The organism is Azospirillum formosense, assembly GCF_013340925.1.
GTDB lineage: Bacteria > Pseudomonadota > Alphaproteobacteria > Azospirillales > Azospirillaceae > Azospirillum > Azospirillum formosense.
Genome location: NZ_WHOR01000469.1, coordinates 1 through 1,825, shown reverse-complemented (window position 1 = coordinate 1,825; position 1,825 = coordinate 1). Strand labels below are relative to the sequence as shown.

General features: G+C 57.8%; 1 rRNA gene. It reads left to right on the top strand.

The window, feature by feature from the left end:
* A 23S ribosomal RNA gene (locus GBZ26_RS29075) occupies positions 1 to 1,825 on the top strand; the annotation flags it as partial.

Genomic DNA, 1,825 nt, shown 5'->3' with positions numbered 1-1,825 from the left:
GGGAGGCGAACCCGGCGAACTGAAACATCTAAGTAGCCGGAGGAAAGGACATCAACCGAGACTCCGCTAGTAGTGGCGAGCGAACGCGGACCAGGCCAGTGGTTGGACCGACATAACCGGAAGCGTCTGGAAAGGCGCACCAGAGCGGGTGATAGTCCCGTACGGGTAAACCAGGTTCAATCCTCGAGTAGGGCGGGGCACGTGAAACCCTGTCCGAACATGGGGGGACCACCCTCCAAGCCTAAGTACTCCTCAGTGACCGATAGTGCACCAGTACCGTGAGGGAAAGGTGAAAAGCACCCCGACGAGGGGAGTGAAACAGTTCCTGAAACCGGATGCCTACAAGCAGTCGGAGCGGCCTTGCGCCGTGACGGCGTACCTTTTGTATAATGGGTCAGCGACTTACAGTAAGCAGCGAGCTTAAGGCGATAGCCGGAGGCGCAGCGAAAGCGAGTCTGAACAGGGCGCTTGAGTTGCTTGCTGTAGACCCGAAACCCGGTGATCTAGCCATGGGCAGGTTGAAGGTGCGGTAACACGCACTGGAGGACCGAACTCACGCCTGTTGAAAAAGTCGGAGATGACCTGTGGCTAGGGGTGAAAGGCCAATCAAACCGGGAAATAGCTGGTTCTCCGCGAAAGCTATTTAGGTAGCGCGTCGGGCGATTGCCCACGGGGGTAGAGCACTGGATGGGCTAGGGGGCCTCGCGGCTTACCAAACCTAACCAAACTCCGAATACCGTGGAGCACAGCCCGGCAGACAGACGGTGGGTGCTAAGGTCCATCGTCGAGAGGGAAACAGCCCAGACCGCCAGCTAAGGTCCCCAAATCACGGCTAAGTGGGAAAGGATGTGGGAAGGCCATGACAACCAGGAGGTTGGCTTAGAAGCAGCCATCCTTTAAAGAAAGCGTAATAGCTCACTGGTCTAGTTAAGCCGGCCTGCGCCGAAAATGTATCGGGGCTCAAGCCGTGTACCGAAGCTGCGGATGTGATCTTTGATCACGTGGTAGCGGAGCGTTCCGTAAGCCTGCGAAGGGTGTCCGTGAGGCCGCCTGGAGGTATCGGAAGTGAGAATGCTGACATGAGTAGCGACAAACAGTGTGAGAAACACTGTCGCCGAAAGTCCAAGGGTTCCTGCGCAAGGTTAATCCACGCAGGGTGAGCCGGCCCCTAAGGCGAGGCCGAAAGGCGTAGTCGATGGGAACCACGTTAATAGTCGTGGGCCAGCGGGTGTGTGACGAATGGGAAAGCGTGTCGGGCCTTATCGGATTGGCCCGGCTGGGGACCCGTTCCAGGAAACAGCCCCCGCATCAGACCGTACCCCAAACCGACACAGGTGGACTGGTAGAGCATACCCAGGCGCTTGAGAGAATGGTGTTGAAGGAACTCGGCAAATTGCCCTCGTAACTTCGGAAGAAGAGGGCCCCGTCGCGGCGCAAGCCGGGGCGGGGGGCACAGACCAGGGGGTGGCGACTGTTTACTAAAAACACAGGGCTCTGCGAAGCCGTACAAGGCGACGTATAGGGTCTGACGCCTGCCCGGTGCCGGAAGGTTAAGAGGAGGGGTTCACGCTCCGAATTGAAGCCCCGGTAAACGGCGGCCGTAACTATAACGGTCCTAAGGTAGCGAAATTCCTTGTCGGGTAAGTTCCGACCTGCACGAATGGCGTAACGACTTCCCCGCTGTCTCCAACACCAACTCAGCGAAATTGAACTCTCCGTGAAGATGCGGAGTACCCGCGGTCAGACGGAAAGACCCCGTGCACCTTTACTACAGCTTTGCAGTGGTGCTAGGGATCTCATGTGTAGGATAGGTGGGAGGCTAGGA